Here is a 24,680-nt window from a genome sequence, read left to right on the forward strand (position 1 = left end):
GGAAATAGGAGATGTGAAAGCGTAAATCAGTATATAAAAGTAGGTAAATCACAGCCTAGAAAATACATTAACCTCTCCAGTGGTTAATTAGGAGAGGTTTTTTATTATTTTAATTCAATCAGTTAGCTTGATAAGCTTTAATTGATTTTTCAATACCTTCTGCATCTAATCCTAAGTCAGATCTGATCTCTTCTTGTCCACCTTGTGGTACAAACAGATCTGGAATACCTAAGTTTAAGACGGGTACTAAGCAACGTTCTTGCATGAGTAACTCATTAACACCACTGCCAGCACCACCCATAATGGCATTTTCTTCCAGCGTTACCAACATATCATGCTGTTCAGCCAGAGAAAGGATAAGTGATTTATCAAGAGGCTTAATAAAACGCATATCAGCTACCGTTGCATCCAATTTTTCAGCAACTTCTAATGCTTCTGGCAGTAACGTACCAAAGTTTAGGATTGCAATGCCTTTACCTTGGCGACGAATAATACCTTTACCCATCGGTAGCGGACTCAGAGGTTGCAATTGTGCACCAACACTAGAGCCTCTTGGATAGCGTACGGCAACAGGACCATCTTGATAGTGATAACCCGTATGAAGCATTTGGCGACACTCATTTTCATCACTTGGCGCCATAATGACCATATTAGGAATACAGCGTAAGAATGAGAGATCAAAAGCACCTTGGTGAGTTTGACCATCAGCGCCCACAATACCGCCACGATCAATAGCAAATAAAACGGGCAGTTTTTGAATGGCAATATCGTGGATCACTTGGTCGTAAGCGCGTTGTAAGAACGTTGAGTAGATAGCAACAATCGGTTTATAACCCCCAATGGCTAAACCTGCTGCAAAGGTAACGGCATGTTGTTCTGCGATCGCAACATCAAAGTATTGTGAAGGGTATTCTTTTGAGAAACGTACCATACCAGAGCCTTCACGCATAGCGGGAGTAATTGCCATGAGTTTTGGATCGGTTGAGGCTTCTTCACATAACCAGTCACCAAAAATTTTGGAAAAAGTAGGTCGTGCATTCGGGCTTTTAGGTAATGTACCCGCTTGTGGATCAAACTTAGGTACAGCATGCCAGCTAATAGGATCACGCTCAGCAGGCGCATAGCCACGACCTTTTTTCGTCATAATATGCAGAAGTTGAGGGCCTTTTAGATCACGCATATTTGCGAGAGTTTGTACTAACGCAATAACATCATGACCATCAACGGGGCCGATATAGTTGAAGCCCAACTCTTCAAACATGGTACCTGGAACAACCATGCCTTTAATATGTTCTTCTGTCTTTTTCAGTAATTCTTTAATTGGAGGAATACCAGAAAAGACCTTTTTTCCACCTTCACGCAAGGTGGTATATAGTTTGCCGGACAACAATTGTGCAAGGTGATTATTCAGTGCCCCCACGTTTTCTGAAATCGACATCTCGTTGTCATTAAGTACAACGAGCATATCGGGTTCAATATCCCCTGCGTGGTTCATCGCTTCAAAAGCCATACCCGCAGTAATTGCACCATCACCAATCACACAAACTGTTTTTCTGTTCAGCTTTTCTTGTTCGGCGGCGACAGCCATACCTAAACCTGCACTGATAGAGGTTGATGAGTGACCAACACAAAGTTTGTCGTATTCACTCTCATCTCGCCAAGGGAAGGGATGTAACCCATTTTTTTGGCGGATAGTATCAATGCGGTCACGGCGACCCGTTAAGATCTTATGAGGATAGGCCTGATGACCCACATCCCAAATCAGGTTATCAAAAGGGGTTTTATAGACGTAATGAAGAGCAACCGTTAACTCAATAGCACCTAAACCTGAGGCGAAGTGACCACTTGAGCGGCTGACACTGTTAAGAAGAAATAGCCTTAGCTCATCACAGAGTTTAGGTAAACTCTCTTTTGGTAATAGGCGCAAATCTTCTGGTGTTTCAACCAACGCCAATGTGGGATATTTTTCGATATCAATGCTCATGTGATGCCTATTAATTAATCACTTGTAATAGGGAAAGAACAGGTAAGCTGCTCTCTTTATTTTTTATTAATTTTTCCGTTCGACGATAAAACTCGCTAATTGTTTAAGCGTGGTCGTATCGTACTCGTATTGCTCAAGAAACGCTAAGGCATCCAGTGCTTCGTTATACAATTCCTGTGCTTTCTTTTGAGCTTGCTCTAATCCAAGGAGTGCAGGATATGTGCTTTTTCCTGATTCTTGGTCGCTACCTTGACGTTTTCCTGTTTCTTCTGTACTGCCAATGACATCTAAAATGTCATCTTGTACTTGAAATGCAAGGCCAATAGAGTGGGCGTATTTATCTAGTGCGGGTAATACATCATGGCCTTTTGAGCCAGCACTAAATGCGCCTAAGCGAACAGCTGCACGAATTAATGCACCTGTTTTGTGTAAATGGATTTTTTCAAGCGATGCGAGGTCAATTGATTTATCTTCGGCTTCAAGATCAAGTGCCTGACCGCCACACATACCTGCAAGTCCGCTGGCTGTTGCTAATTCAGCAATCATTGCAACGCGATCGGCCATTGCAACATCAGGCATTGGATTTTTTGCTAAGATCTCAAAGGCAAGTGTTTGTAATGCATCACCCGCTAAAATGGCGTTAGCTTCACCAAACTCAATATGACATGTAGGCTTACCACGACGTAAATCATCATCATCCATCGCAGGCAAATCATCATGAATGAGTGAATAAGCGTGAATGCATTCTACGGCGGCGGCGGGTGCATCAAGGTTAAGTGCGGGGACTTTAAACATGTCACCCACTGCATAAACAAGGAATGGACGTAAGCGTTTTCCACCTAAAAGAGCACCATAATGCATGGCTTTACCTAGAGGCATGTCAGTGAATGGTAAAGCGGATAGCGCTTGATTTAATGCATCATCAACACGCTGGTGGGCGGAATCTAATTTATGACGGAACGCATCCGTACTTGAAGTTGCGTTACTCAATTATTCTGCCTCTTGGATAAAATCATCAGGAGTTGCATTATCGTCTTCTTTTAGAAGAATACGAACACGCTGTTCAGCGTCTTGTAATGTTTTTTGTCCAACACGGGCCAGACGAACGCCATGTTCAAACTCATTAAGCGCTTCTTCTAAAGGGAGTTCACCGGATTCTAAACGGTTTACGATTTGCTCAAGTTCTTGCATAGATGCTTCAAAACTTGGTGCTTGTGCGGTGTCTTCGTTAATTGGTGTCGTTTTCTTAGCCATAATATTTTTGATAATAAAGCATGTTAGCGCTGAATAATAGCGATCATCTTACTACAAGTTAGAAGAAAATTTCTTATTCAGTCGATGATTTTTGCGGGTGAGCCCTAAATATTGGTGATATACTTTGTGACTTTTATAAACTCCAGTCAATTAACATCACTGTAGTTTATGTTTCTACTTAATAACCTATGACCATTGACTATGAAGTTTATTATTAAATTATTCCCCGAAATTACGATCAAAAGCCAATCAGTTCGTATACGTTTTATCAAAATTCTCACTAGCAATATTCGTAATGTACTTAATACATTAGGTGATGAGATCACAGTTGTCCGCAATTGGGATAACATTGTTGTTGTGAGTAAAGATGAAAGTAAAAGTGAAGCAGTATGTGATGCATTAACACGTATTCCTGGTATTCATCACTTTTTACAAGTAGAAGAGCATCCGTATACTGATTTACACAATATTTTTGAGCAAACTTTTGCGGCATTTAAGCATTTAGTTGAAAACAAAACATTTTGTGTTCGTGCAAAACGTCGTGGTAAGCACAGTTTTACTTCAAATGAAGTTGAGCGTTATGTTGGTGGCGGTTTTAACCAACACGTTGAAAGCGCAAAAGTGAAATTAACGCGTCCAGATGTCACTATTAATTTAGAAATTGAAGATGACAAACTCATTTTAGTGAATGCGCGCTATGAAGGTATTGGTGGTTTCCCAATTGGTACACAAGAAGATGTTTTATCACTGATCTCTGGTGGTTATGATTCAGGTGTATCGAGCTATATGTTAATGCGTCGTGGTAGCCGAGTTCACTATTGTTTCTTTAACTTAGGGGGTTCTGCCCACGAAATTGGCGTTAAACAAGTTGCGCATTATTTATGGAACCGTTTTGGCCGTTCACATAAAGTGCATTTCGTTGCTGTTGATTTTGAACCTGTTGTCGCAGAAATCTTAGAAAAAGTCGATGATGGTCAAATGGGTGTTGTATTAAAACGTATGATGGTACGTGCAGCATCAAGAGTGGCAGAGCGTTATGGTGTTCAAGCCATTGTTACTGGCGAAGCATTAGGGCAGGTTTCTAGCCAAACTTTAACTAATTTACGTTTAATTGATAATGCGACTGATACGTTAATTTTACGTCCTCTTATCACGCATGATAAAGAGAACATTATCAATATTGCACGTCAAATTGGTACAGAAGATTTTGCGCGCACAATGCCGGAATTCTGTGGTGTCATTTCAAAAAACCCAACAGTGAAAGCAGTAAAAGCGAAGATCGAAGCGGAAGAAGAGAAGTTTGATTTTTCTATTCTTGATAGCGTCGTTGAAAACGCCAAGAATATGGATATTCGTCGTATTGCAGAAGAAACCGTACAGCAAGTTACTGAAGTTGAGATGGTATCTGAATTTGGCGCTAACGATGTTATTCTGGATATTCGCTCACCTGAAGAGCAAGAAACTTCGCCATTAAAAATAGACGGCGTTGATGTTAAAGAGTTACCTTTCTATAAATTAAGCACTCAGTTTGGTGATTTAGATAAAGCAAAAACTTATTTGCTGTATTGTGATCGTGGAATGATGAGTCGCTTACAAGCGCTGTATTTGCGTGAGCAAGGTTTTGAAAACGTTAAAGTCTATCGTAAAAAATAATACGCTAGCGATTTGATCTTGCGAATAAAAAAGCCACTGAAAAGTGGCTTTTTGGGTTACTGATAATAGCTTATTAGTAATTATTTTGAAATTCTTCTGCTCTTTTCTCTAATACAGCCAGAAATGATGTTTTGCTATCTGATGAGCATTGGGTGACATAATGGCAATAATTTGATATCTGTTTGGGTAAAGCCAATGTTGACAGTAAACTAAGTAATGATTTGATTTTCTTTGTATTTGAGGTGTTTTTTTATTCCATCCTGGTTCAAGTGGTATTCTAATATGTATTTTAGAAATAAGAGATTGACATAACTTGGCATTATTTTCCCAGCGGCCATTGGCACCTAAATAATTAGATAATATATTGTCTTCTTTCCAAAGTTTTAATAAGTGAGCATATTCATTGGCGATAGTTTTATGTTCAATATCAGGATGTATTGATATTTGAGTCATAAAATATCAATTACTATTAAACTTAGGTATATCAAGTCCTAATTTTATATGCTCAGATTGTATTAATCTCTGCATCTCAGCATTAGTTACATTGGGTTTTTTATTTGTTGTTTTTAATGGCTGATGAGTTTGTTCTATAAATGAAACAATCTCAGTTAATACACTTCTATACATTGCTAAAGAGCGACCAAATAAAAGAATGCTTTCTTTTTTTGAGATATCGTTATTTAAAAACGATGCAAGAACATTTTTTATATCAACTAAAGAGGTATCTATATCTTTTATATTTTTATTTATTTGTTCATAAATATATTGGCTAATAAATAAATTTTCATGGTTTTCCCATTCTTTTTTTAATCTAGTTAAGTCACTATTGAGTAACTCAGCTAAAGTGCTCATTTTTTCAGTAGCATCATTAATCGGAATAGCAACAAGTTGATTAGATACAGGAGATGCAAAAGAGTATTGAACATTGGGGATCAACGATGATTGTTTATGTCTAAAACTTTCAGCAGGAACAGTGGCTAATCCCATAGAAATTAAAGTAACAAGTTTAGGTAAGTTCTTGCGGTATTGAAGAGTTTTCATTTTGCCACATCCTTTAGAAGTTGGTTCTATTTTAACCTCTCAACACTTATTTTAAAATCTGATATGAATAAATAACGACTGAAATAGGTCTTAAAAATTAATCCCCAGCTAATAAATAATATACCTATTAATAAGATAAATGAATTAGGTGGGGATATTTTGTTGTGAGTGTACAGTTTATCTATTTATCCCCAAATCCTGTAAATTCATCTTGGTAATTATAAATACCGGGTGGTAATACAAGTTGTTTGGCAACATCTGCGGCAGCTTCTTTGCCTTTTAAACGCTCAATAATTTTTAGTGCAAAATCGATTGATGTTGCGGGTGCTTGGCTAGTAATTAAGTTAACTCTCTCATCAAAATAAACGCGGTAATCAACCCATTTTTTCGGTGATATTTTATCTTTTAATGCAGGAAAGCCCGTCATATTGCCGATGGGAAAAATATTATGAGATTCAAGGATCATTGCGGGTGCCGCACAAATCGCAGCAACAAGTTTATTTTCGCTGTGCATGCGACGTACTTTCTCAACAACTAAAGGGCTATCTCTTAATGTTTCAGTGCCTTGTAATCCACCGGGTAGAATAATAACGTCATAGTGATGATCGACAACACGAACTAAGGGAGCATCTGCGACAAGTTTTATGCCTCGTGAACATGTAATGATAAGTTCATCCACATCATCTTCTGCGCTTGCCAGTACAACATTAATACCTGCTCTTACCAGTAAATCTGCGGTAGTAACGACTTCGGTTTCTTCACTTCCATTAGCTAGGCAGATGAGCGCTGATATGGTCATAATTGCCTTCCTGTTGTTTTATAAATTGAAAAAGGCGGTTATTTTCTGGCAATACAAGCCCTTGTTCTGAAGCTCGACGTAATAAATAACCCGTAATATAGTCAATCTCTGTATGGCGTTGATATTTCACATCTTGATACATAGAAGAATAATTATTTGCTGTTTGTTCTATCGTATCAATAATATAGCCATGAAGATGGGCTTGAGACGTTGGTACAACGCCTTCGCGTTCCATAACTAGATAAACTTCATCACATATTTTTTGGATATGTTCAGGATAACGTAATAAATCCCCATTATGGCATTGATAATAAACGGTAAGAGGGTTGATAACACAATTAACAGCAAGCTTTAGCCAACTAATCGTATGAATATCATTATGCCAAGCGACATCGGGTAAAGCATGATGCAGGGTTTCTGCTAAATAGCTATATTGTTGAGCCGCATGATTTAATGGGCCTATATGTGTTATTCCTGTTGCCGTATGAATAACATCTTGTCCTTGTTGATAAGCACCATGAGTAATAATGCCTTGTAAGATTGGCCTGGATATAGAGTGCTGTGTTGCAGTTAATTCATCTGCTGTTCCCATGCCATTATGAATTAATAAGATAGGACATTGTGCAGATAAAAAAGGTAGAAGCGCATTAACTGCATCTGAGACTTGCCAAGATTTTAAGCAAACAATTAATAATTCGCTTTGTTTTAACCATTCAAGTTGATTTGCGGTAATACGTTGATAAAAAGGCTCGCCATTAATGTTATCAACACTTACATCTAAAAAAGGCTGAGGTACTCTTAGCCAACCTTGTACTTCATGTGATTGACGTGTTAAAGCTGCAACCCAAAGTTTACCAATCGAACCACACCCTAAAACGGTAATTTTCATTGTGCCTCTTTTTACAAATCGTAATAGCGTAAGGTGGCTACTGACGGTCATTAGACTATTTAGCTAAAATTATAACATTGATTGCGCGTCTCTGTTCAAAGTATGTTTGCGCTTTACTGTAAGAGGAAATTAAAGGGATAAATGTGTTATTGAATGTGCAATGCTTTTTTGCAACCCCAAAAGAAGCTATTATTCGGGTTGTATTTATTTATTGAGGAAGAAAGAATGCCATCTTTTGATATCGTATCTGAAGTTGACTTACATGAAGTGCGTAATGCGGTAGAAAACGCACAACGTGAACTGACTACTCGCTGGGATTTTCGTAACGTTGAAGCAAGTTTTGAATTAAACGAAAAAGCAGAGTCAGTGAAAACGACCAGTGTATCTGAATTTCAGGTTCAACAATTATTAGATATTCTGCGTGAGAAAATGGCAAAAAGAGGGATTGATGGTGCGGTATTAAATATCCCTGAAGAGATGACTCACAGCGGAAAAATGTACAGCGTAGAAGCCACCTTAAAACAAGGTATTGATACAGCTTTAGCGAAAAAAATTGTTAAGTTGATCAAAGACAGTAAATTGAAAGTTCAGGCTCAGATCCAAGGTGAGCAAGTTCGTGTGACAGGTAAATCGCGTGACGACTTACAAGCTGTAATGAAATTAGTAAGAGAAGGTGAGTTAGGGCAACCTTTTCAATTTAATAACTTCCGTGACTAATTTTTTATCTATTTAGTCATACAAAAATGCGCTGGTTTAACAGCGCATTTTTATTTTATCCAGTAAATTTATTGATCCTTAAACTAAAGGGATCAGAGACTCTAATGTTGCTCTCGGCGTCTGTTTAGTATCAACCTTGATATAAGCACTTTGTTCATCCGCTATCATCACAACTTCATTAACACCCCGTTGTTGTTTAAACAATTGTTGTAGTTTCTGTTGTTGGCTTGAAGATAAGTTTTTAGGTAATTCAACGCGTAAGCTACTGACATAAGAGGGCTGGCGTAATGTTAGACTAATGAAAAACCAAATAAGTCCAATCACTAAACAGCCTAAAAATACAGTTTGTGCATTATAATGCTGGTAAAGCCATCCGCCTAAAATTCCGCCCAATGCCACACCTAAAAATTGGCTGGTGGAATAAATGCCCATTGCCGTGCCTTTATAACCTGCAGGTGCTTCTTTACTGATTAATGAAGGAAGAAGGGCTTCCATAATATTAAATCCAATAAAGAAAACTTGAATGCCCGCAATAATTAACCATAAGCTAGAGCCTGAAAGAATAAGAATGGCTTGAGCAATAATAAGTAAGAAAATACAGAATAAGAAAACTTGTTTCATCTTTCGTTTCTTTTCTGCATAGATAATAAAAGGAAGTACAGTAATAAAGGCAATAAGCATGGTGACTAGATAAACAATCCAATGTTTCTCTTTTGCTAAACCCGCGCTACTCATAACCAGAGGAAGTGCAACAAATGCAGCCATTAATAAAGTATGTAGTGAAAAAATGCCTGTATTAAGTTTAAGAAGTTGTGCATCAAATAAAACCTTTTTTACGCTACCACGAACAAAACCTGATTCTCGATTAAGAATATGGTGTTCGCTATTCGGTACAGTAAAAAGCGTAATAATAATGCCACCAAAGGCAAGTAGGGCAATTCCCCAAAACAGACCATGTAAGCCAAAGATATGCGTTAAAATAGGCCCTAAAACTAAGGCTAAAGCGAATGTTATCCCAAAGCTAATACCAATAAAGGCCATTGCTTTTGTTCTATTTTGCTCTCGTGTTAAATCTGACAATAAAGCCATTACTGCTGCTGAGATAGCACCGGCTCCTTGTAATGCTCTACCAAGAATAATGCCGTAGATATTGTCACTGAAAGCCGCAATCAGACTACCTATAATAAAAATAATTAAGCCAAAAACAATCATAGGTTTTCGACCAAATTTATCCGAGAAAATACCAAAAGGAATTTGGAATATAGCTTGTGTTAACCCATAAATACCGATGGCTAATCCAATGAGAGATTCTGTTGCGTGTTGTAGTTGAAGCCCATAAGTGGTTAAAACAGGGAGTACCATAAACATGCCAAGCATGCGAAGAGAAAAAACAGTGCCTAGTCCCCATGTTGCTTTACGTTCTAATGGGGTCATTTTATTATCATTCATGGATTACCTCGTATTACTGATATCCCCATTGTAATGGCAAATCTTGGTGAGGTTAATCAATAAATGGGATACAAAAAAGACAAAATTGTACTGATATCATGGGAAGTCGTAGAGGAGATAAAAAAATACCAGTCAGAAGGCTGACTGGTATTGGGATTACTTTAATAAATACATTATCTTAGATACGCAAGAACCGCTTCTGTTGAGCTTGTTGGGTCAACAGACATCATTACGCTTAATGAAGTGATTGCGACAATAGAAAAAATAAATAATTTTCGTGCCCACACAATATCATTGGTTGCTTTGTAACCAGATAAAGCCATGCCTAACCACCAAATACTGACGGCTGAAGCCACAATCAGGTATTTATAGCCTGCGTAACCAACTAATGTCAGCATTAAGGTTGCAATCATAAACGCCAGAATATAGAGAATGATATGACGTTTAGCGACTGAGATCCCTTTAATCACAGGTAATACAGGGATATTCGCAGCTTGGTAGTCTTTAAAACGGAAAATAGCAATGGCATAAGAGTGAGGCATTTGCCACAAACTAAAGATAAGTAATAGGATTGCCGCGCCTGCATCAAATTCACCGCTAACGGCACAATAACCGATAACAGGTGGTGCAGAGCCAGATAAACTTCCAATCAGTGTGCCATAAACAGATTTACGCTTCATATAGAGGCTATAAACCCCAACATAAATAATAAAACCGAAGACAGCGATAAACATTGCAAGTGGGTTGGCTGCTACATAGAGCAGCACAACACCTGCAATACCTAATACTGAGGCATAAATCAGGCTAATTCGAGGGTCAATTAATCCTTTAACTAATGGACGATTCTTCGTTCTTTCCATGATACGGTCAATATCACGGTCAATGTAGTTGTTAAAAACACAACCAGAAGCAACGACCAGAGACACCCCAAGTAGAGTCGCGAAAAATAGGGAGTAATCAATCTCACCTTTAGAAGCGAGCAGAAAACCACCTATTACAGAAATTAAATTTCCGAAAATAATTCCTGGTTTGGTGACTTGTAGGTATTGCTTAATCATAGCGACAACTCTTAATCCATCATCATATTGATGTTCAGGTTGTACATAATCCACAACGAGCCTACGACAACAATGCCGATAATAAGCAGTGTGAACAGGAATGCGACGACGTTCCAGCGCTCTTCTGATGACGTGTTCATATGCAAGAAGCAGACTAAGTGAACCACAATCTGCACAACTGCCATACCGACAACAGTCCATAGAATTGTTGCTGGTGTCGCGGTTCCTTCCATCACCATCCAAAATGGAATAACGGTGAGGATAACAGACAGAATAAAGCCGATCAGATAAGACTTCATGCTGCCGTGGCTTGCGCCTGAAGGAGAAGTATTTGGATGACTCATTACATCGCTCCCATCAGATAAACTACGGTGAACACACAGATCCAGACAACGTCAAGGAAGTGCCAGAACAGACTTAAACAACTTAAACGAGTACGGTTAACTTCAGTTAAACCACGGCGTGATACTTGGATCATCATAATCACAATCCAAATTAAACCCGCAGTTACGTGAAGGCCGTGCGTTGAAACTAATGCAAAGAATGCAGATAAGAATGCACTGCGATCTGGGCCATAACCTTCAGAGATCAACTCATGGAATTCGTAAACTTCCATGATGACAAAACCTAAGCCGAATAAGAAAGTAACAAATAACCACAGATTAACTTGGCTAACGCTACCTTTATTCATGCTCAGCATAGCGAAACCAAAAGTGATACTACTAAATAGCAGTAAGAAGGTTTCAACTAAAACAAACGGTAAGCTAAAAATTTCTTTACCAGAAGGACCATCCGCAATCCCGTTAACAAGCACCGCATAAGTGGCGAATAAGCTGGCAAACAGGATAAGGTCGCTCATTAGGTAGATCCAGAAGCCGAAAACTTTCGTCGCTCCTGCATCGTGGTGCCCATGATGCTCATGGGCGTTTGTGTTATTTACAGTTTGAGTAGACATTATTTCACACCTGCTTTTTTCAGTTCTTCATAATGCTTATTCTCGAGAGCTTCAATTTCAGGTACTTGGACATAGTAATCCACATCTGTATCAAAGCTTTTCACGATCCAAGTGACAATCATGCCAGCGAAACCAACGATAGCTAACCACCAGATATGCCAGATCATGGCAAAACCAAGTACTAAGCTGAATGCTGAAATAATTACACCAGCACCTGTATTTTTAGGCATATGGATTGGTTCGTATTTGGTTGGGCGCTGATAAGCTGTGCCTTTTTCTTTCTGATCCCACCATTCATCACGAGTTTGAACATTAGGTTCAACGGCAAAGTTATAGAAAGGAGCAGGTGAAGAAATTGACCATTCCAGAGTACGTCCGCCCCATGGATCGCCCGTTAAGTCACGGTTTTGATCACGGTCACGGATACTTACGTAGATCTGGACAACTTGACAAGCGATACCGATAGCAATCAGTGCAGCACCACCCGCAGCAACCATCAGCATTGGATGGAATTCTGGGTTGATGTTTTGGCTGATACGACGAGTCATACCCATAAAGCCAAGAATGTACAGTGGCATAAAGGCCATAAAGAAGCCGATAAACCAGAACCAGAAAGCACGGATACCCCATTTCTCATTCAGTGTGAAACCGAATGCTTTAGGGAACCAGTAAGTCATACCTGCGAAACAGCCAAATACCACACCACCGATAATAACGTTATGGAAGTGAGCAATTAAGAATAAGCTGTTATGTAAAACAAAGTTTGCACCCGGAACGGCTAACAGAACCCCAGTCATACCGCCAACAGAGAAGGTGATAAGGAAACCGATAGTCCACAGCATTGGGCTTTTATATTCGATACGACCTTGATACATCGTAAACAGCCAGTTAAAGATTTTAACCCCTGTTGGTATAGCGATGATCATCGTGGCGATACCGAAGAAGGCATTGACGTTGGCGCCAGAGCCCATGGTAAAGAAGTGGTGTAACCAAACGATAAATGACAACACGGTAATAACGACAGTTGCACCCACTAAAGAGGTATAACCGAATAACCGTTTTTTAGAGAATGTTGCTGTAACTTCAGAGAACACACCAAATACAGGCAGAACAAGGATATAAACTTCTGGATGACCCCAAGCCCATACGAGGTTGATGTACATCATCATGTTACCGCCCATATCATTGGTAAAGAAGTGCGTACCAAGATAGCGGTCTAAAGTTAATAGCGTAATAGTGACTGTTAAAATTGGGAATGCAGCAATAATCAGGACGTTAGTACATAAAGCAGCCCAAGAGAATACTGGCATTTTCATCATGCTCATACCCGGCGCACGCATACGCAGGATAGTTGCGAAGAAGTTAACCCCTGTTAGAAGCGTACCAATACCGGATATTTGTAAACTCCATATCCAATAATCGACCCCGACGCCTGGGTTATACTCCAAGCCAGAAAGTGGTGGATAAGCTAACCAACCTGTTTGTGCGAATTCGCCAATACCTAAAGAAAGGTTAATGAGTACCACACCAACAACAAAGAACCAGAAACTCAGTGAGTTTAGGAACGGGAAAGCCACATCACGGGCACCAATTTGTAAAGGTACAACAAGGTTCATCAGACCTACAACGAAAGGTGTTGCCATGAAGAAAATCATGATAACGCCGTGAGCGGTAAAAATCTGATCATAGTGATGAGGTGGCAAGAAACCCGCTTCGCCAGCAGAGGCGAGAGCTTGTTGGCTTCTCATCATAATCGCATCGGCAAAGCCACGGAACATCATGACCATTGCAACGAGGATATACATAATACCAATTTTTTTATGGTCAACGCTGGTTAACCATTCAGTCCACAACCATTTCCATTTGCGAAAATAAGTTAGTGCACCAACAACAGCAAGTCCACCCAGAACAATACCGAGTAAAGTAACTACGATAATTGGCTCATGTAGTGGGATTGCATCAAGAGTTAATTTTCCGAACATGCTTTTATTCCTCTGATCCTGCATGCGCCGCATGGCTCATGTTCATATTCATTGTTGCATCAGCATGTGCTGTCTGATTGCCACTGGTGTGAGCGCCATGACCAGTGTGACCAAATTTAGAAATGGTCTCTTGGTATAACATTGGCTTCACGCTTGAATAGTAGGTCACTGGATTTTTCTGGCTTGGTTTAGCAAGTTCATTAAATGCAGCGGTCGTATTTAACGTATCTGACGATTGTTTGACTTTTTCAACCCACGCATCGAAACCAGCACGATCAGGTGTCGCAATCGCTGTAAATTTCATATCAGAGAAACCGTGTCCACTATAACTTGCTGACATACCTTGATATTCACCCGGTTCATTAGCAATTAAGTGAAGCTTAGTCTGCATTCCTGCCATCGCATAGATTTGTCCACCTAAGCGAGGGATAAAGAATGAGTTCATGACAGAATCAGAAGTGATTTTGAAATTAACAGGAACATTAGTAGGGAAAGCCAGTTCATTAACTGTTGCAATACCTTGTTCTGGATAGATAAACAACCATTTCCAATCCATTGAAATAACTTCAATAGTGACGGGTTTTTCTGTGGACTCTAATGGTTTGTAAGGATCAAGCTCATGGGTTGTTTTCCATGTAATACTCGCCAAAATCACAATAATGATAATTGGCACAGTCCAAACGACGAGTTCAATTTTATTTGAGTGAGCCCAGTTTGGGCGATAGGTGGCTTTAGTATTGGATTCACGGTAGCGAAAAGCGAAAACAATCACCATCAGTATTACCGGTATCACAACAATTAACATTAAACCAAGTGCAATGAGGATTAATGTTTTTTGCTCAGCGCCGATAGCGCCTTTGGGATTCATTAACGCCATATCACAGCCACTTAATAAAAGCGCTGCTGCTAATAGCGAGAGTGTCCCAATACTTTTTATGTATTTCATAAGTCTCATCCAACGACCCAAATGACAAAGGTTCTATTGTTGTTTCATCAGTATCAGTAAGGACATTTTACGGTAAGGTTGCGACAGTGTAAACAATTGTAATGGTAAGTAAGTGATTGGTTGGTCTTTTGTGTTAATGTGATCACAAGTAATCAAATTATTAAATAAATGTTAATTTAATTATCGTGTATTAACTATAATTTCATAAAGTAGCATGTTTTTAAAATAAATACATATTTTTACAAATAAAAATGCAATAAAAAGTGTAAGAAAACGTATTCTGATTAAAAAAGAAACAAATTGGTGGTCGGAGGAGAGTTGATAGGTATAATCCTTTTTATATTGATGTTTAATATCTATATTTGATGATTGTATGATTTTTAATATGGTTAATTAGTAATTTGATGAATGTTTATATCCAATGAGAAAATTTTTCATTAAGTGATAAAAAGAAGTTACAGCGAATAAAAATGCTTTCGCTGTAATAAAAATTAACAATTAGCGATCAAAAATTATATTTCAGGCTATATACAATGCCGTCTTGCAGAAAATCTTCGCCTAACTTTTTATAAGCATAACGATATTGAATACCTGTGGTAATAAAGGTCGTAGGATGCCACCAAAAAGCGAAAGCGCCATTGAACCCATTTTGTCCACCATTGCCATAACGTTCATGACGACTAAATTCCATTTCATGCCAATTGCTAATACTAAGCTTTTGATCTTTAATAGAAAAATTATATCCAGCAACCCAGCCAACAACGTAGCCATTATTTCCTGAATAGTAAGTTTGATCGACATAGTGAAGTGCGATAAATGGTTTAAACCATAAATTATCAATTTGTGTGTTATAGCCTAAACCATAAAGCGTATTAACTTCATGGAAATTGCCATTATTTTCTTTACCCGGAAGTGACCATGTACCGTAAACATGCCCGTATAAATTGAAATAACTTTCACCTAAATAAATACGGCTTGTTGCTTTTACGGTATAGCGTTGATTATCACCCGGTTGTGTTTTCCGAGAATTAAATGGGTTTTCTAGATCAAAGAAGCCATAAAACTCGCCCCATGAAAAGTTGGCACCACCTTCAAGTTCTAAATAGGCAAAATCATCTTTATGAGAAGATTGCCCTGTTTTGTGTGTTGTATGAGGCGTCCAATCAAGATAATTGATGCTGGTATTAGCGAAGCCACCTAAATAGCTGGCCTGAGCTGATAAAGAAAGTGTACTTGCGATGGTTAATAAAAATGTTTGTTTTATCATGAATAATCTCAATGAAATTTAATGAAATGATTTTGCGATGAATTTGTTTTTTAATATATTTTGAAACTATAACCTATTAAATCTCTATTTCTAGATCATAATATTGAAATTATGATCTATTTCTAGAATATTAAATTGATAATTAAAAGTGGGAATTTTAGTATTGTTTAGTTTATTTTTAATATCTGATCTATTTTGAATAGATTAAGGGTTTAATAACTGTTTTTTTTGGTAAGGAAAAAGGAAGTAAAAGATGAAAGAAAAATAGGGGGTAAAAATCGTGTAAAAATACCTCACGACACAGGAATAAAGGGATAGTATCATTAGCCAATATTCGTATTTATCTTACTTGGAATTTTCATTGTGACCTCATTTGCTGAACTTAACGCACTTCCTGCTGAACAACTCGCTAACCTTAATGAATTGGGTTATCTCATTATGACTCCAGTTCAAGAAGCTGCTTTGCCCGCTATTCTTGAAGGAAAAGACGTTCGCGCTCAGGCAAAAACAGGCAGCGGTAAAACAGCTGCTTTTGGTTTGGGGCTTTTGCAACACATTGATGCAAAACAGTTTAATACTCAATCACTTATTTTATGCCCAACGCGAGAACTTGCTGATCAAGTTGCAAATGAATTACGCCGCCTTGCTCGTTATCTTCCCAATATCAAAATATTAACGCTGTGTGGCGGTGTTCCATTTAGTATCCAGCGTGATTCATTAATACATGCTGCGCATATTATTGTTGCAACACCAGGTAGATTGCTTGATCACCTAAAAAAAGAGACTGTCACTTTAGATGATGTGAAAACATTGATATTGGATGAAGCAGACAGAATGTTGGATATGGGATTTTTTGATGATATCAACGATATTATTTCTCGTATGCCAACGACACGCCAAACGCTGCTCTTTTCTGCGACTTGGCCAAATGAGATCGCAACAATTAGCCGTAAGATCCAGCAAAATCCAGTCACTATTGAAATAAACTCGGTTGATGAACTTCCGGCTGTTGAACAGCAGTTTTATGAAATATCTCGTCATGGAAAAATAGGATTACTGCAAAAACTTTTAAGTCGTGAGCAACCCGCTTCTTGCGTTGTGTTTTGTAACACGAAGCGAGATTGCCAAGATGTGTATGAAACACTGACAGAAAGCAACCAAAGTGTGCTTGCGTTACATGGCGATATGGAACAAAGAGAGCGTGATCAAACACTTATTCGCTTTGCTAATGGAAGTTGTCGTGTCTTAGTCGCAACAGATGTTGCGGCTCGTGGACTTGATATTAAAGCGTTAGAAATGGTGATTAACTACGAATTATCGTGGGATCCTGAAGTGCATGTTCACCGAATTGGCCGTACCGCGAGAGCGGGTGAAAGTGGATTGGCTATTAGCTTTTGCGCACCAGAAGAAATTCAGCGTGCTAACGCGTTAGAAGAGATGCTTCACATGAAGATAAATTGGTTACCCGTACCTACTGGGTTACAAATTACGCCTCTTGAAGCAACAATGGCAACATTATGTATTGATGGTGGTAAAAAAGCCAAAATGCGCCCTGGTGATATTTTAGGCGCATTAACGGGTGATATGGGTTTCAATGGTGCCGATATTGGTAAAATTATGATTAATCCAACACATGCTTATGTTGCTGTAAAACAATCTATTGCAAAACAAGTCTGGAAACAGTTGCAACAAGGTAAAATCAAAGGCAAAGCAGTAAAAGTAAGATTATTTAGATAAATTATCTTTACTAAGAATACAGAAAGGACAGTTTAAACTGTCCTTTTTTATGGTGAATATTTTGAAAAGATAATAAAACTAATATGCTGTTTTCTTAAGGGCTAAATAATCTAGAATTGTGCCAAAGATAAGGCTTACTGCACCAACAATAACACCATATAAAAAGAGTGTTGAAGCCCAAGAACTTAATCTATCAGTATCTATTGATTGAATAAAATCGACAGACTGGAACATTTCTAAAGTTGGTAGTGAATTTGTAATAACAAGAATTAAACTACAAATAAAGAAAAGAGCTGTCAGTATCAAACCATAAATAGCGAAACGGTACTGTTTAATAAACAACGTTCTTCTAAGAAATTCACCTGTTTTTTGCGTATAAATAAGTGTGTTTTTCGAAATCAACAGCAAGATAAGACCAGGTACAGAAGCAACAATGGAAAAAAGATAAAATGCTTCCCAACCATGGCTTTCAACATACCAGCCTGCAACTGGGCCAACATAAACACGACCAATTGCAGAGAGAGCCGAGAGCAACGCAAATTGTGTTGCGGAAAAGGAGAGATGACACAGTGTCATTAAGAGGGCAACGAATGCTGCGGTTCCCATTCCTCCACAGATATTTTCAAATGCAACTACCGCTCCCATGCTATAAATACTTTGCTCAGAAACGGCTAAATACCAATAACCGATATTTGACCCCCCTTGCAAAATACCAAAAATCATCAGTGCTTTAAATAAACTCCAACGGCGCATTAATAAACCACCTAGTAATGCCCCAACAATAGTGGCGGCAAGTCCAAGTGTTTTATTCACTAATCCGACTTCACCCGCATCAAATCCAGCACCGCGAATAAGAAAAGTGGTACTTAAACTTAAGGCAAAGGCATCCCCCATTTTATACAGCACAATAAGCAGTAATATTAGCCAAGCATTGTTACGAGAAAAGAACTCATATAAAGGCTCAATAACAGCTTCATAGAGTGTACGAGGTGGCTTTACGGTGGTTTCTGGCTCTTGAGCAAGTAAAGTGGCAATAATACCAATACCCATTAAGGCAGCCATTAACCAGTACATGTTTTGCCAGCCAATATATTTATCCGCTAACCAAAGTGCCATTCCTCCAGAAACAAGCATTGCTATGCGATAGCCTAATACAGAAACTGCAGCACCTGTACCACGTTCATCTGCTTTTAATATATCTGTTTTATAGGCATCAAAAACAATGTCTTGTGAAGCGGAACAAAAGGCAACAATGACAGCTAAAGAGGCTAGCCACCATAAATGATCATTAGGATTTAAAAATCCCATTCCTGCAATACCAAGCACTAACCCTATTTGAGTGAGTAACATCCATCCTCGGCGCCGACCAAGAAAAGAGGGGGTATAGCGATCCATAAAGGGTGACCAGAGGAATTTAAAAACATAAGCTTGTCCCACCAATGAGAAAAAACCAATGGTTTTTAAATCGATATCTTCTACTGTCATCCAAGCTTGTAATGTACCCGCAGTTAACGCCAGAGGTAATCCAGAAGTAAAGCCAAGTAATAGAAGAATAAATGATTTATACCAAGTGGTTTGTTTGAAGGCAGGCTGAACCATGCAAAAATTCCTTTCAACGACCTGCTTGAGATAACAGGTCGTTTATTCTAATAAAATTAACGGGCGTTAGATTTGATAAATTGACTGACTGAAGCGTCTTTTGCCATATCGCTAACGAGTTCACTTAAGACATTGTTAATCGCGGCGGCAATTTTTTCATTAGTTGCACCAAATGGACCTTGAACATTGTAGCTAGTGCGGAATGTTTTGGTATTAGAACTGCCATTTGGTAAGGTGACAATAACTGAAATATCCGCTTTTGCACTGATATTATGACGAACACTTCCTTCACCTACATCAGCATTGAGTTTATTGATAACAATAATCACATCAGCAGAAGCAGGAGAACCCATCATAAAACCACGCGCTGCCATTTGTTTTTGTAGAACTTCTTGCATTAAAAATGCAATGTCACGAGTTGGAACAAGAACTTCTAATTTACCGTTGCGGTTGATTTCCGCTAGGTTTTTTGATGCACGTTTGTCTTGGCTTGAAATATTCAGTGAAATAGGGCGCATTGTTGGGTCGGCCGCAGGAACGGACATCACTGGTTCAATAGATAATTTGTTACTAGGAGTTGCACAACCTGAAAGTAGTGTTAATGCAAAAACAGCACAGAGTAAATGTTTAATCATGAGGTAATCTCGGTTAAATATGTCTGTTGTGTTAACAAGTAGAATAGGCTTCAAACTTTAGCCTATCATACCACTGCTGATAGGTTGCTAATATCCCTTTAACGAACGAAATTATCTGATTTTATCAATTGATTTTATTTCAAATTACTCTCATTTTTGCTCATGTATTTGACAATATTTGGCCAATGGTTTTACTCAAGATGAAAAATAAGCGATTATCATCAGCAAAATTAAAAAGAATAAGCTCATCATTCTGTATTGATAAAGACTAAATCAATGTAGTCTGGTTGACTTGTTTTTTGTTCGCCATGGTATAAAGGCTAGAGTATTAGGGGCAGAGATGATCCGTGATGATATTGAGAATAAGCTGATTTCACGCTTTTCACCGCATTTTTTACAAGTAATAAACGAAAGCCATCGCCATAATGTGCCCGAAGGCTCAGAAAGCCACTTTAAAGTCATTATCGTCAGTGATGATTTTAATGAGAAACGTAGTGTTTCGCGCCATCGCGATGTGTATCAAACATTAGCTCATGAAATGGAAAATGGTGTTCATGCATTAGCATTACACACGTTTACTTTGAGCGAATGGAATGAACAGCAGGATAAAGCATTACGCTCTCCTGGGTGTCGTGGCGGAAGCCAAGAAGATTAACAACCTTATCGTTAATCGTGAGTAAATAGATCCTAAGATGCGTATTTTTTGTTCTTTATAGAGGGAAAAAGGGGCGAGTTGCTCGATTTTATGAAAAAATTGAGGAATAAAACGGCTCTTTCTCGACTCAACCCCTCTAGATCGTTATAATGTCGCGTCTAATTTTCAGTAAGGTTTCGGGATGCTTCTGATATCAGGGATCCTCGTTTTTTTAAATGTGGCGGCCCCGGTTCTGAAAGGAAAATAAACCTAAACATGTCAATATCATGTTAGTTTCCTTTAAAGTAGACCGAGCACTAAAACTTATTTTGAGGTAACAAGATGCAAGTTTCTGTTGAAACGACTCAAGGCCTAGGGCGTCGTGTCACAATCACCGTACCAGCCGCTGATATCCAAACTGCTGTAGACAGTGAACTGAAAAAAGCTGCTAAAACTGTTCGCATTGATGGTTTCCGTAAAGGTCACGTTCCAATGTCAATGGTTAAACAGCGTTACGGTATGTCAGTACTGAATGATGTTCTGGGTGACCTGATGCAGCGTAATTTCATTAACGCTATCATCGAAAACAAAGTAAACCCAGTTGGCGCGCCTGACTACAAACCAGAGCAATACAAAGAAGGTGAAGACTTTGTTTACTCTGTAGAATTCGAAGTTTTCCCAGAAATCGAACTGAAAGATCTGGAAAGCATTGAAGTTGTCAAACCTGTTGTCACAGTTAAAGACGAAGACGTTGATAACATGTTAGAAACACTGCGTAAGCAACAAGCAGAGTGGAAAGACAAAGACGGCGAAGTTGCAGCAGAAGATCGCGTAACTGTTGATTTCAACGGTTCTATTGACGGTGAAGAATTTGAAGGCGGAAAAGCTGAAGATTTCGTACTGGCAATGGGTCAAGGTCGTATGATCCCAGGTTTCGAAGAAGGCGTTATCGGTCATAAAGCTGGCGAAGAATTCACAATCGATGTGACTTTCCCAGAAGATTACCACGCTGAAAACCTGAAAGGTAAAAAAGCACAATTCGCTATCAACCTGAAAAAAGTTGAAGAGCGTGAACTGCCAGAATTAACTGAAGAGTTCATCAAGCGTTTTGGTATTGCTGATGGTTCTGTTGATGGTTTACGTGCTGAAGTACGTAAAAACATGGAACGTGAACTGAAAAATGCAATCCGTACTCGTGTTAAATCACAAGTAATTGATGGTTTAGTTAAAGCAAACGAAGTTGACGTACCAGCAGCCGCTGTTGACAGCGAAATTGAAGTTCTGCAACGTCAAGCAGCTCAACGTTTTGGTGGCGACGAAAAACAAGCTCTGCAATTACCACGCGAACTGTTCGAAGAACAAGCTAAACGTCGTGTAATCGTTGGATTACTGTTAGGTGAAGTGATCAATAGTAATGAACTGAAAGCAGAAGACGACCGTGTGAATGCACTGATCGACGAAATGGCTTCAGCTTACGAAGATCCATCAGAAGTTGTTGAGTTCTACAACAAGAACGAACAACTGATGAATAACATCCGTAATCTTGCGTTAGAAGAGCAAGCGGTAGAAAAAATCTTAGCAAATGCTAAAGTAACTGAAAAAGAAACTAACTTCACTGAACTGATGAACGAAGTTCAAATGGGTTAATTCTTAACCGCGAATATCGGTTTTAAGCAAAAACCCGTGGTTTTTACCACGGGTTTTTTTCAGTTTGTATATATTTATCAAATTTTGCCTTGAAATTTGAGCGATTATCTCCAGATAATTCTATATTCTCTTTATCACTCCTCGCGAGGCGCCTTGAATGTCTTGTGAGAGATTAGATCATTAGAAATGGTCATGATCAATTATCTCAAGTAAAATTGTTGTCATTGGCACCAATAAGAATGCAATAGGAGACAGACATGTCATTTAACGACACACAGGAACAATTCGCACCTAATATGGCTCTGGTGCCGATGGTTATAGAGCAAACTTCGCGTGGAGAGCGTTCTTACGACATTTACTCACGTTTATTAAAAGAACGTATTATTTTCCTGACTGGCCAAGTTGAAGATCACATGGCTAATCTTATCGTTGCTCAAATGCTATTTTTAGAAGCAGAAAATCCAGAGAAAGACATCAACCTGTATATCAACTCACCAGGTGGTGTAATTACTGCAGGTATGTCTATTTATGACACCATGCAGTATATCAAAGCAGATGTGAGTACTATTTGTATGGGACAAGCGTGTTCAATGGGCGCTTTCTTATTATCTGCTGGTGCGAAAGGTAAACGTATTTGCTTACCTAACTCTCGTGTGATGATCCACCAACCATTAGGTGGTTACCAAGGTCAAGCAACAGATATTCAAATTCATGCTCAAGAAATTTTGAAAGTGAAATTTCGTATGAATGAGCTAATGGCTCAACATACAGGTAAATCGATTGAAGAAATAGAAAGAGACACTGAGCGTGATCGTTTCTTATCCGCTAACGAAGCGTTAGAATACGGATTAGTGGATAAAGTCTATACTCAACGTAGCTAATCATTGCTCGTTGTAATAGCAACTGAATTAATACATTTCCTTTGTTGGTCAATAATACAAAGGAAATGGCTATCAATATTTATATAAAAAGATTTTCTTCTTATAAATGATAAGAAGAATAACTAAGTGAGGTTGACTGATGACAGATAAGCGCAAAGATAGCTCCGGGAAGCTTCTGTATTGCTCTTTCTGCGGTAAAAGCCAGCATGAAGTAAAAAAATTGATCGCTGGTCCGTCGGTTTATATCTGTGATGAATGTGTCGATCTTTGTGTTGATATCATTCGTGAGGAAATAAAAGAACTAGCACCTCATCATGAACGCAGTGAATTGCCAACGCCACATGAAATCCGTAAGCACCTTGATGACTATGTTATCGGTCAGGAATTGGCTAAAAAAGTTTTGGCTGTTGCCGTTTATAATCACTATAAACGCCTGCGTAATGGCGATAAAGCCAATGGTGTTGAGCTAGGAAAAAGTAATATTTTGCTGATTGGTCCTACTGGTAGCGGTAAAACGTTATTAGCAGAAACATTAGCACGCTACCTTGATGTTCCTTTTACTATGGCAGATGCCACAACGCTGACAGAAGCGGGATATGTGGGTGAAGATGTCGAAAACATCATTCAAAAACTGCTACAAAAATGCGATTACGATGTGCAGAAAGCACAACGTGGTATTGTTTATATTGATGAAATTGACAAAATCACCCGTAAATCTGAAAACCCATCAATCACTCGTGACGTGTCTGGTGAAGGTGTACAGCAAGCATTATTGAAATTAGTTGAAGGCACCGTAGCTTCTGTTCCTCCTCAAGGCGGACGTAAGCATCCACAACAAGAGTTTTTACAAGTTGATACTTCTAAAATCCTCTTTATTTGTGGTGGTGCATTTGCAGGGCTCGATAAAGTTGTTGCACAACGTTTAAATACACATTCAGGTATTGGTTTTGGTGCGGAAGTTAAAAGCCAAAAAGAGAAAGCTAGCGAAGGTGAATTATTAGCCCAAGTTGAGCCAGAAGATCTGATTAAATTTGGTCTTATCCCTGAATTTATTGGTCGTTTACCTGTTGTTGCAACGCTAGGCGAATTAAACGAAGAAGCGTTAATCCAAATCTTACAAGAACCTAAGAATGCACTGACTAAGCAATATCAAGCGTTATTTAAATTAGAAGGTGTGGATTTAGAATTCCGTAAGGAAGCGCTGACTGCAATTGCGAAAAAAGCCATGGTACGCAAAACAGGCGCGCGTGGTTTACGTTCGATTGTTGAAGCAGCATTACTTAATACGATGTATGACCTTCCTTCATTTGAAAATGCAGAAAAAGTGGTCATTGATGAAGGCGTTATTAATGGAAAATCTGAGCCACTGGTTATTTATAGCCAGCCAGAAAATCAGGCTTCAGGTGAATAATGCATCGTAATTTGGCAATGTCTCTTGTCTGACATTATCTAATTTTCTCTCAAAATAAGAGGGGAATTTAAGATAAGGCGCGCCAACGCAATAAAAATGAGGGAATTTTCCCTCATTTTGTTTTTTTAATGGGTAAGGCTAT

The 24,680-nt window shown here is 38.7% G+C and carries 23 protein-coding genes; 7 read left to right on the forward strand and 16 right to left on the reverse strand.

Annotated elements, in window-relative coordinates; translation table 11 throughout:
* Positions 1–118: 118 nt before the first annotated feature.
* From dxs to xseB, 3 genes are all read right to left on the reverse strand, one after another.
* Positions 119–1,984, reverse strand: a complete 1,866-nt coding sequence (gene dxs / locus B6258_RS04210; protein WP_099074205.1) for a 1-deoxy-D-xylulose-5-phosphate synthase — start codon at positions 1,982–1,984, stop codon at positions 119–121.
* Between the two features lie 66 nt (positions 1,985–2,050).
* Positions 2,051–2,974: a (2E,6E)-farnesyl diphosphate synthase gene (gene ispA / locus B6258_RS04215; RefSeq protein ID WP_099074206.1), complete on the reverse strand. Its 924-nt coding sequence runs from the start codon at positions 2,972–2,974 to the stop codon at positions 2,051–2,053.
* Entirely contained in the window at positions 2,975–3,238 is a 264-nt protein-coding gene (gene xseB, locus B6258_RS04220) for an exodeoxyribonuclease VII small subunit (protein WP_099074207.1), read from the reverse strand.
* A 201-nt stretch (positions 3,239–3,439) separates the two neighbouring features.
* Here xseB and thiI point away from each other — a divergent pair, with 201 nt between their 5' ends.
* A complete protein-coding gene (gene thiI, locus B6258_RS04225; protein ID WP_099074208.1) occupies positions 3,440–4,891 on the forward strand; it encodes a tRNA uracil 4-sulfurtransferase ThiI in 1,452 nt (483 codons plus the stop codon).
* Between the two features lie 108 nt (positions 4,892–4,999).
* On the opposite strand, the gene B6258_RS04230 is transcribed toward thiI, so the two are convergent.
* The 4 genes from B6258_RS04230 to panE all read right to left on the reverse strand — a co-directional run bounded on the left by B6258_RS04230 (position 5,000) and on the right by panE (position 7,620).
* Positions 5,000–5,344, reverse strand: a complete 345-nt coding sequence (locus B6258_RS04230; RefSeq protein ID WP_338064474.1) for a type II toxin-antitoxin system YafO family toxin — start codon at positions 5,342–5,344, stop codon at positions 5,000–5,002.
* Positions 5,345–5,350: 6 nt separating this feature from the next.
* The gene (locus B6258_RS04235) at positions 5,351–5,932 is read right to left on the reverse strand and encodes a hypothetical protein (protein WP_099074209.1); all 582 of its coding nucleotides are present in this window, start codon (positions 5,930–5,932) and stop codon (positions 5,351–5,353) included.
* A gap of 181 nt (positions 5,933–6,113) precedes the next feature.
* Positions 6,114–6,731, reverse strand: a complete 618-nt coding sequence (yajL, locus tag B6258_RS04240) for a protein deglycase YajL (protein WP_099074210.1) — start codon at positions 6,729–6,731, stop codon at positions 6,114–6,116.
* The gene (panE, locus tag B6258_RS04245) at positions 6,700–7,620 is read right to left on the reverse strand and encodes a 2-dehydropantoate 2-reductase (RefSeq protein ID WP_099074211.1); all 921 of its coding nucleotides are present in this window, start codon (positions 7,618–7,620) and stop codon (positions 6,700–6,702) included. The genes yajL and panE overlap by 32 nt, the downstream gene beginning before the upstream one ends.
* A 225-nt stretch (positions 7,621–7,845) precedes the next feature.
* On the opposite strand from panE, the gene B6258_RS04250 reads away from it, so the two are divergent.
* On the forward strand, positions 7,846–8,337 hold the full coding sequence (locus B6258_RS04250; RefSeq protein WP_072063676.1) for a YajQ family cyclic di-GMP-binding protein: 492 nt from the start codon (positions 7,846–7,848) through the stop codon (positions 8,335–8,337).
* 78 nt (positions 8,338–8,415) lie between these two features.
* Here the strand turns inward: B6258_RS04250 and B6258_RS04255 are convergent, their stop codons facing one another.
* The 7 genes from B6258_RS04255 to B6258_RS04285 form a co-directional block, all read right to left on the reverse strand.
* The gene (locus B6258_RS04255; protein ID WP_099074212.1) at positions 8,416–9,786 is read right to left on the reverse strand and encodes an MFS transporter; all 1,371 of its coding nucleotides are present in this window, start codon (positions 9,784–9,786) and stop codon (positions 8,416–8,418) included.
* 173 nt (positions 9,787–9,959) lie between these two features.
* On the reverse strand, positions 9,960–10,844 hold the full coding sequence (cyoE, locus tag B6258_RS04260; protein ID WP_069368580.1) for a heme o synthase: 885 nt from the start codon (positions 10,842–10,844) through the stop codon (positions 9,960–9,962).
* A gap of 11 nt (positions 10,845–10,855) precedes the next feature.
* On the reverse strand, positions 10,856–11,188 hold the full coding sequence (locus B6258_RS04265) for a cytochrome o ubiquinol oxidase subunit IV (RefSeq protein ID WP_006535101.1): 333 nt from the start codon (positions 11,186–11,188) through the stop codon (positions 10,856–10,858).
* Positions 11,188–11,799 carry a cytochrome o ubiquinol oxidase subunit III gene (locus B6258_RS04270; protein ID WP_099074213.1) on the reverse strand — a complete coding sequence of 204 codons (612 nt, stop codon included), beginning with the start codon at positions 11,797–11,799 and terminating at the stop codon, positions 11,188–11,190. The genes B6258_RS04265 and B6258_RS04270 overlap by 1 nt, the downstream gene beginning before the upstream one ends.
* Complete coding sequence (cyoB, locus tag B6258_RS04275) at positions 11,799–13,781, reverse strand: cytochrome o ubiquinol oxidase subunit I (RefSeq protein WP_088493686.1); 1,983 nt, start codon at positions 13,779–13,781, stop codon at positions 11,799–11,801. Before cyoB ends, B6258_RS04270 begins: the two co-directional genes overlap by 1 nt.
* 4 nt (positions 13,782–13,785) lie before the next feature.
* Positions 13,786–14,736, reverse strand: a complete 951-nt coding sequence (gene cyoA, locus B6258_RS04280) for a cytochrome o ubiquinol oxidase subunit II (RefSeq protein ID WP_099074214.1) — start codon at positions 14,734–14,736, stop codon at positions 13,786–13,788.
* 496 nt (positions 14,737–15,232) lie between these two features.
* Entirely contained in the window at positions 15,233–15,994 is a 762-nt protein-coding gene (locus B6258_RS04285) for a nucleoside-specific channel-forming Tsx family protein (RefSeq protein ID WP_099074215.1), read from the reverse strand.
* A 363-nt stretch (positions 15,995–16,357) separates the two neighbouring features.
* Here B6258_RS04285 and dbpA point away from each other — a divergent pair, with 363 nt between their 5' ends.
* Positions 16,358–17,731 (forward strand): ATP-dependent RNA helicase DbpA, encoded by a 1,374-nt coding sequence (gene dbpA, locus B6258_RS04290; RefSeq protein ID WP_099074216.1) that lies wholly within the window; start codon positions 16,358–16,360, stop codon positions 17,729–17,731.
* Positions 17,732–17,809: 78 nt separating this feature from the next.
* Here dbpA and ampG read toward each other — a convergent pair whose 3' ends face one another.
* Positions 17,810–19,330, reverse strand: coding sequence for a muropeptide MFS transporter AmpG (gene ampG / locus B6258_RS04295; RefSeq protein ID WP_099074217.1), 1,521 nt, complete (start codon positions 19,328–19,330; stop codon positions 17,810–17,812).
* Positions 19,331–19,386: 56 nt separating this feature from the next.
* On the reverse strand, positions 19,387–19,965 hold the full coding sequence (locus B6258_RS04300; RefSeq protein WP_099074218.1) for a YajG family lipoprotein: 579 nt from the start codon (positions 19,963–19,965) through the stop codon (positions 19,387–19,389).
* A 340-nt stretch (positions 19,966–20,305) separates the two neighbouring features.
* Here B6258_RS04300 and bolA point away from each other — a divergent pair, with 340 nt between their 5' ends.
* The 4 genes from bolA (at position 20,306) to clpX (ending at position 24,538) form a co-directional block, all read left to right on the forward strand.
* Positions 20,306–20,620 (forward strand): transcriptional regulator BolA, encoded by a 315-nt coding sequence (bolA, locus tag B6258_RS04305; RefSeq protein ID WP_075671985.1) that lies wholly within the window; start codon positions 20,306–20,308, stop codon positions 20,618–20,620.
* Between the two features lie 321 nt (positions 20,621–20,941).
* Positions 20,942–22,246, forward strand: a complete 1,305-nt coding sequence (gene tig / locus B6258_RS04310) for a trigger factor (protein WP_023580863.1) — start codon at positions 20,942–20,944, stop codon at positions 22,244–22,246.
* Positions 22,247–22,503: 257 nt separating this feature from the next.
* Positions 22,504–23,127: an ATP-dependent Clp endopeptidase proteolytic subunit ClpP gene (gene clpP, locus B6258_RS04315; RefSeq protein ID WP_099074219.1), complete on the forward strand. Its 624-nt coding sequence runs from the start codon at positions 22,504–22,506 to the stop codon at positions 23,125–23,127.
* A gap of 139 nt (positions 23,128–23,266) precedes the next feature.
* Positions 23,267–24,538: an ATP-dependent protease ATP-binding subunit ClpX gene (gene clpX / locus B6258_RS04320; RefSeq protein ID WP_099074220.1), complete on the forward strand. Its 1,272-nt coding sequence runs from the start codon at positions 23,267–23,269 to the stop codon at positions 24,536–24,538.
* Positions 24,539–24,680: the final 142 nt, after the last annotated feature.

The organism is Proteus alimentorum (assembly GCF_002607735.1).
In the GTDB taxonomy this organism is placed as follows: Bacteria; Pseudomonadota; Gammaproteobacteria; order Enterobacterales; family Enterobacteriaceae; genus Proteus; species Proteus alimentorum.

What these genes read in the sequence shown, in the direction of transcription:
- dxs (WP_099074205.1), bottom strand. Translation starts at nt 1,984, where the DNA reads ATGAGCATTGATATCGAAAAATATCCCACATTGGCGTTGGTTGAAACA.
- xseB (WP_099074207.1), bottom strand. Translation starts at nt 3,238, where the DNA reads ATGGCTAAGAAAACGACACCAATTAACGAAGACACCGCACAAGCACCA.
- thiI (WP_099074208.1), top strand. Translation starts at nt 3,440, where the DNA reads ATGAAGTTTATTATTAAATTATTCCCCGAAATTACGATCAAAAGCCAA.
- B6258_RS04230 (WP_338064474.1), bottom strand. Translation starts at nt 5,344, where the DNA reads ATGACTCAAATATCAATACATCCTGATATTGAACATAAAACTATCGCC.
- B6258_RS04235 (WP_099074209.1), bottom strand. Translation starts at nt 5,932, where the DNA reads ATGAAAACTCTTCAATACCGCAAGAACTTACCTAAACTTGTTACTTTA.
- yajL (WP_099074210.1), bottom strand. Translation starts at nt 6,731, where the DNA reads ATGACCATATCAGCGCTCATCTGCCTAGCTAATGGAAGTGAAGAAACC.
- panE (WP_099074211.1), bottom strand. Translation starts at nt 7,620, where the DNA reads ATGAAAATTACCGTTTTAGGGTGTGGTTCGATTGGTAAACTTTGGGTT.
- B6258_RS04250 (WP_072063676.1), top strand. Translation starts at nt 7,846, where the DNA reads ATGCCATCTTTTGATATCGTATCTGAAGTTGACTTACATGAAGTGCGT.
- B6258_RS04255 (WP_099074212.1), bottom strand. Translation starts at nt 9,786, where the DNA reads ATGAATGATAATAAAATGACCCCATTAGAACGTAAAGCAACATGGGGA.
- cyoE (WP_069368580.1), bottom strand. Translation starts at nt 10,844, where the DNA reads ATGATTAAGCAATACCTACAAGTCACCAAACCAGGAATTATTTTCGGA.
- B6258_RS04265 (WP_006535101.1), bottom strand. Translation starts at nt 11,188, where the DNA reads ATGAGTCATCCAAATACTTCTCCTTCAGGCGCAAGCCACGGCAGCATG.
- B6258_RS04270 (WP_099074213.1), bottom strand. Translation starts at nt 11,799, where the DNA reads ATGTCTACTCAAACTGTAAATAACACAAACGCCCATGAGCATCATGGG.
- cyoB (WP_088493686.1), bottom strand. Translation starts at nt 13,781, where the DNA reads ATGTTCGGAAAATTAACTCTTGATGCAATCCCACTACATGAGCCAATT.
- cyoA (WP_099074214.1), bottom strand. Translation starts at nt 14,736, where the DNA reads ATGAGACTTATGAAATACATAAAAAGTATTGGGACACTCTCGCTATTA.
- B6258_RS04285 (WP_099074215.1), bottom strand. Translation starts at nt 15,994, where the DNA reads ATGATAAAACAAACATTTTTATTAACCATCGCAAGTACACTTTCTTTA.
- ampG (WP_099074217.1), bottom strand. Translation starts at nt 19,330, where the DNA reads ATGGTTCAGCCTGCCTTCAAACAAACCACTTGGTATAAATCATTTATT.
- B6258_RS04300 (WP_099074218.1), bottom strand. Translation starts at nt 19,965, where the DNA reads ATGATTAAACATTTACTCTGTGCTGTTTTTGCATTAACACTACTTTCA.
- bolA (WP_075671985.1), top strand. Translation starts at nt 20,306, where the DNA reads ATGATCCGTGATGATATTGAGAATAAGCTGATTTCACGCTTTTCACCG.
- tig (WP_023580863.1), top strand. Translation starts at nt 20,942, where the DNA reads ATGCAAGTTTCTGTTGAAACGACTCAAGGCCTAGGGCGTCGTGTCACA.
- clpP (WP_099074219.1), top strand. Translation starts at nt 22,504, where the DNA reads ATGTCATTTAACGACACACAGGAACAATTCGCACCTAATATGGCTCTG.
- clpX (WP_099074220.1), top strand. Translation starts at nt 23,267, where the DNA reads ATGACAGATAAGCGCAAAGATAGCTCCGGGAAGCTTCTGTATTGCTCT.